Source organism: Mesorhizobium sp. M7A.F.Ca.CA.004.12.1.1 (assembly GCF_003997835.1).
In the GTDB taxonomy this organism is placed as follows: Bacteria; Pseudomonadota; Alphaproteobacteria; order Rhizobiales; family Rhizobiaceae; genus Mesorhizobium.
In genome coordinates, this window is sequence record NZ_RZRK01000512.1 from 1 (window position 1) to 4,479 (window position 4,479).

Here is a 4,479-nt window from a genome sequence, read left to right on the forward strand (position 1 = left end):
CCTCTACAATTCGCAGACCATCGTCAACGGCAAATACGAGAAGAACCGCCAGTCCGGCTTCAAGCGCTGCCTCGACGCGGTTCTGGTGCGGGTTTCCGGCGATCAGCGCCTGCCGGCGAAACCTGAAATGACGGCATTGCGCGACAAGGCCGGCAGCTTCGTCGCAGGCTTTCGCTACCGCGACCGCATGGAAGGCATTCCCAACCATGACGATCAGGGCACGTACGATCGGCCCCACAACCTTTCCTGCCAGTACAAGCCGGCTGAAATCGACCCGGTGCTGGCTTCGCTCGGCAGCAGGCCGTGGCTGGCCGAGCGGCCGCGGCTGGCGGTGTTTTTGACGACCGAGCGCGGAACAATGCATTATGCGCTCGATGCCGACGACGACCGTGGCATGCCGATGCGCGAATCGTTCGGCAATGCCGCCGTACCGCTGGCCATGCAGGTGGCTTTTCCCACGGCGGCGCAGCTGTCGCGGGCCGGATTGGACGATCAGGCGCTTCGCAATGCCGAGATGACGAAGCTCGACACACTGGCGAAGAAGACCGGCGCCGACCAGGCGCTTTCCGGCAGTCTCGTCTGGAGCGACAAGGAACTGGGCTGGATCGCCGACTGGCGGCTGGCCGCGGCCGGCAAGACCTACATCTGGCAGGTGCGCGGTGTCGGCTTCGACGAGGCTTTCCGTGTCGCCATCAGGGGCGCAGCACAGATTCTGTCAGGCAATGGGCAACCCGAATAGACTTCGACCGGATCGCTGGCACAATCGTGCCGCATTGGTCAGCAGCGGGAGCTCGTGGTAAAAGCCTGCCCGAACGAGAGTATTTAGCGATGAACAAATTCACCCCCGCAAAGCCCGCCGGCGCGCGCGGCGTCGACGAGATCACCGGCAGCCGCCGTCTGCGCCGCATGCGCAAGGCCGACTGGTCGCGCCGTCTCGTGCAGGAGAACCGGCTCACGGTCGACGACCTGATCTGGCCGATCTTCGTCGTCGAGGGCAAGGGTGTCCGCGAGCCGATCGCCGCCATGCCCGGCGTCTTCCGCCTGTCGATCGATCTCGCCGTCAAGGAGGCCGAGCGCGCGGCGAAACTCGGCATTCCGGCACTCGCCACCTTCCCCAATGTGGACATCTCGCTGCGCGACCAGACCGGCTCGCATATCCTCGATCCCGACAATGTCATCAACCGCGCCACCCGTGCGATCAAGGATGCGGTGCCGCAGATCGGCATCATCACCGACGCCGCGCTCGACCCATTCACCAGCCACGGCCATGACGGCATCCTGCGCGACGGCATCATCGTCAATGATGAGACGGTGGAACAGGTGACCGCCGCTGCCGTCATCCAGGCGGCCGCCGGCGCCGACATCATCGCGCCGTCCGACATGATGGACGGCCGCATCGGCGCCATCCGGGACGCGCTTGACGCCAATGGTTTTCAGGACGTCGCGATCATGTCCTATGCGACCAAATTCGCCTCGGCCTTCTACGGTCCCTATCGCGAGGCGGTGGGCACCGCCGGTCTGCTCAAGGGCGACAAGAAGACCTATTACATCGACCATGCCAATTCCGACGAGGCGGTGAGGGAGGCCGAACAGGACATCGCCGAGGGCGCCGACATGCTGATGGTCAAGCCCGGCCTGCCCTATCTCGACATCATCCGGCGGCTGAAGGACGAGTTCCAGATGCCGACCTTCGCCTACCAGGTGTCGGGCGAATATTCGATGATCAAGGCGGCAGGCGCCAATGGCTGGATCGACGGCGAGAAGGCAATGCTGGAATCGCTGCTCGCCTTCAAGCGCGCCGGGTGCGACGGCATCCTGACCTATTTCGCACCCGAAGTGGCGGAGATGCTGAAGGGAGGCCGCTAGGTCGCTTTGGAATTTTAACGCAATCCGCTAGAATGAATTCATGAGCAGGAATGAGGTGATAAAGCGGTTGCAGAGAAATGCAGATGCCATCAAAGGCATGGGCGCGACTTCGCTTTATCTGTTCGGATCGATTTTACGGGGCGACGCAGGACCTGACAGCGATCTCGACCTCTTCATCGATTATGATCCTGCAAGACGCTTTTCGCTGATTGATCTGGTCGGCATCAAGCAATTTCTTGAGGAGAAGATGTCAGCGGAGATCGATATCACCACCCGCGACAGCCTCAATCCCATGTTGAAGGCCGACATCGAACAATCTGCTGTGCGCATATTTTGATGGCAGTGCGCCGGATCGAACCGATTCTAGCCGAAATCATGGAGGCCCTGGACGGCATCTCTGCTGCCGCCGCGGGCAAGACGTTGGATGACTTTAATAGCGACTGGCTGCTCCGACATGGCATCGAGCGCGGGATCGAAATCATTTCCGAAGCTGCCCGGCACATTCCAGATGATTTGGCAGCACTTGCTCCCGAGATTCCATGGAAACAAGTTCGTGGGATAGGCAACGTTTTGCGTCACGAATATCACAAAACCTCCGGTGCGATAGTATGGCCGGTGGTGACCGACAGCCTGCCGCCACTGCGTCTTGCTGTCGAACGTATGCTCGAAGCGTCGCAGCGCCGATAGTTTTGGCTGACACTTGCGGCTGCATCCTGTTCGCGTCGCAAGGAAGGAACCGCGATATTTCTCTCGTCACAAGCAATTGCATGGCAACGGAACATTTGCTCGCGTCGAGACTGCCGGATCTTTCTGCTCTGCACGTGCGGTGCGGCAAAGTTCTCTAAAATACCGCTTGCAATTCACAATCAGTTTGCTACAAAACAACTGCTTGCAAAATACAACCGGTTATCGAGGAGGCTCGCATGTCCAAACTTCGCGTCAACGCTTTCACCCTGTCGCTCGACGGCTATGGCGCCGGTCCCGATCAGGATCTGCAAAATCCTCTCGGCGTCGGTGGGGAATCCTTGCACAAGTGGTTTGTCGACACCTGCACCTTCCGCGAGAAGGTGCTCGGACAAGATGGCGGCACCACCGACGTCAACGAGGCGTTCGCGGCGCGCAGCTTCGAGAATGTCGGCGCCTGGATCCTCGGCCGCAACATGTTCGGGCCGATCCGCGGCGAGTGGCCTGACGACAGCTGGAAGGGCTGGTGGGGCGACAACCCGCCCTATCATGTGCCGGTTTTCGTGCTCACCCATCACAAGCGGGAACCGATCACGATGGAGGGCGGCACGACTTTCCACTTCGTCACTGACGGTATCCATTCAGCTCTTGAACAGGCTAAGGCTGCCGCTGGCGGCAAGGACGTGCGGGTCGGCGGCGGCGTCGCCACCATCCGGCAATATCTGCAGGAAAAACTGATCGACGAGATGCATCTGGCGATCGCGCCGGTGCTGCTCGGCTCGGGCGAGAACCTTTTCGCCGGCCTCGATATGCTCAAGCTGGGCTATATCTGCAGCGAGCAGGTGGCGACGCCGCTTGCCACGCACGTCACCATCAAGCGGGCGTAGTTACAGCTTTTTCTCCCCGTCACTATACGGGGAGAAGGGAGCGATCCATCAATACTTCTCCGGCACGTAGAGCTCGCGCGGCAGCACCTGGCGCTCGTATTCGGGGTTGAAGACGCGCTCCGGCAAAGTGATCTCCTCGTGCGGCACTTCCTCGTAAGGCAGCTGCTTGAGCAGATGGTCGATGCAGTTCAGCCGCGCGCGCTTCTTGTCGTTGCCCTCGACGATGAACCAAGGCGCTTCCGGGATGTTGGTGCGGGCGAAGGTCTCTTCCTTGGCCTTGGTGTACTGCTCCCAGCGCACACGCGACTGCAGATCCATCGGCGACAGTTTCCACTGCTTCATTGGATCATGGATGCGCATCAGGAAGCGCATCTGCTGTTCCTCGTCGGTGATCGAGAACCAGTATTTGACCACGGTGATGCCCGAGCGGACCAGCATGCGCTCGAACTCCGGCACGTCGTGAAAGAATTCTTCGACCTGATCGGGCTGGGCAAAGCCCATCACCCGCTCGACGCCCGAGCGGTTGTACCATGAGCGGTCGAACAGCACGATCTCGCCGCCGGCCGGCAGATGCGGGACATAGCGCTGGAAATACCATTGCGACTTTTCGCGCTCGGTCGGCGCCGGCAGTGCCACGACGCGGCAGATGCGCGGATTGAGCCGCTGGGTGATGCGCTTGATGACACCGCCCTTGCCGGCCGAATCGCGTCCCTCGAAGATCACCACCAGCTTCTTCTTGTGGTAGGCGACCCAGGACTGCAGCTTGATCAATTCGGACTGCAGGGTGATCAGGTCGCGAAAATACTGCATGCGATCGATCGAAGGCGGATGCGAGTTCTTGTAGATCTTGGCGATCTCCATCGACAGCGCCGGCTCCGACATTTCGAGCTCATAGTCTTCGTCGAGCGTGTCGGCGAGCTCGGCTTCAAGCCAATCCCTGGCCGGAGAATTCTGTTTTAGCTCGGTCATTATCGGCTGCTCCACTTGCAAGCTCTGTCGATCCACGTCCGGCGCCCCAAACTCCGGCTTACAGCCCGGAACG

The 4,479-nt window shown here is 60.6% G+C and carries 6 protein-coding genes; 5 read left to right on the forward strand and 1 reads right to left on the reverse strand.

Annotation, left to right across the window (positions count from 1 at the left end; translation table 11 throughout):
* From EN984_RS23830 to EN984_RS23850, 5 genes are all read left to right on the forward strand, one after another.
* A partial coding sequence (locus EN984_RS23830; RefSeq protein ID WP_127383988.1) for a DUF2066 domain-containing protein occupies nt 1-739 on the forward strand: 739 nt, incomplete at its 5' end.
* An 89-nt stretch (nt 740-828) separates the two neighbouring features.
* Nucleotides 829-1,866: a porphobilinogen synthase gene (hemB, locus tag EN984_RS23835; protein WP_127272719.1), complete on the forward strand. Its 1,038-nt coding sequence runs from the start codon at nt 829-831 to the stop codon at nt 1,864-1,866.
* A gap of 40 nt (nt 1,867-1,906) precedes the next feature.
* Nucleotides 1,907-2,203 carry a nucleotidyltransferase domain-containing protein gene (locus EN984_RS23840; protein ID WP_127270472.1) on the forward strand — a complete coding sequence of 99 codons (297 nt, stop codon included), beginning with the start codon at nt 1,907-1,909 and terminating at the stop codon, nt 2,201-2,203.
* Complete coding sequence (locus tag EN984_RS23845) at nt 2,203-2,553, forward strand: HepT-like ribonuclease domain-containing protein (RefSeq protein WP_127270471.1); 351 nt, start codon at nt 2,203-2,205, stop codon at nt 2,551-2,553. The genes EN984_RS23840 and EN984_RS23845 overlap by 1 nt, the downstream gene beginning before the upstream one ends.
* A gap of 236 nt (nt 2,554-2,789) precedes the next feature.
* Complete coding sequence (locus tag EN984_RS23850; protein ID WP_127270469.1) at nt 2,790-3,437, forward strand: dihydrofolate reductase family protein; 648 nt, start codon at nt 2,790-2,792, stop codon at nt 3,435-3,437.
* Nucleotides 3,438-3,485: 48 nt separating this feature from the next.
* On the opposite strand, the gene ppk2 is transcribed toward EN984_RS23850, so the two are convergent.
* The gene (gene ppk2 / locus EN984_RS23855; RefSeq protein WP_127270468.1) at nt 3,486-4,406 is read right to left on the reverse strand and encodes a polyphosphate kinase 2; all 921 of its coding nucleotides are present in this window, start codon (nt 4,404-4,406) and stop codon (nt 3,486-3,488) included.
* Nucleotides 4,407-4,479: the final 73 nt, after the last annotated feature.

Bases quoted from the DNA above. Each gene is read 5' to 3' on its own strand.
- hemB (WP_127272719.1), top strand. From the start codon at position 829: ATGAACAAATTCACCCCCGCAAAGCCCGCCGGCGCGCGCGGCGTCGAC.
- EN984_RS23840 (WP_127270472.1), top strand. From the start codon at position 1,907: ATGAGCAGGAATGAGGTGATAAAGCGGTTGCAGAGAAATGCAGATGCC.
- EN984_RS23845 (WP_127270471.1), top strand. From the start codon at position 2,203: ATGGCAGTGCGCCGGATCGAACCGATTCTAGCCGAAATCATGGAGGCC.
- EN984_RS23850 (WP_127270469.1), top strand. From the start codon at position 2,790: ATGTCCAAACTTCGCGTCAACGCTTTCACCCTGTCGCTCGACGGCTAT.
- ppk2 (WP_127270468.1), bottom strand. From the start codon at position 4,406: ATGACCGAGCTAAAACAGAATTCTCCGGCCAGGGATTGGCTTGAAGCC.